General features: G+C 63.5%; 1 protein-coding gene. It reads left to right on the forward strand.

Annotated features, from left to right (window positions below):
* Positions 1-37: 37 nt before the first annotated feature.
* A partial coding sequence (locus ACH107_RS33955) for a 3-keto-5-aminohexanoate cleavage protein (RefSeq protein WP_412509941.1) occupies positions 38-255 on the forward strand: 218 nt, incomplete at its 3' end.

Genomic DNA, 255 nt, shown 5'->3' on the forward strand with positions numbered 1-255 from the left:
GATCTATGAGCCGGGTTTCACGCGGCTGGGCGGGGCATTGGCGGCGATTGCGCCGCCATCACCGACGCCGATCTATCGCTTCATGTTCTCGGATGAATTCGCCTGGGGCTTCCCGCCGCGCGAAAAATATCTCGACATTCATCTGGATCTGCTCAGCGAGGTTGCGCCCGGCGCACCGTGGATGATCGCGGGCCTCTGCGTCGATATCACGCCGCTGATCCCGCACACGGTCGCGCGAGGAGGTCACGTCCGTGT

It is taken from the genome of Roseovarius halophilus (ex Wu et al. 2025) (genome assembly GCF_047086965.1).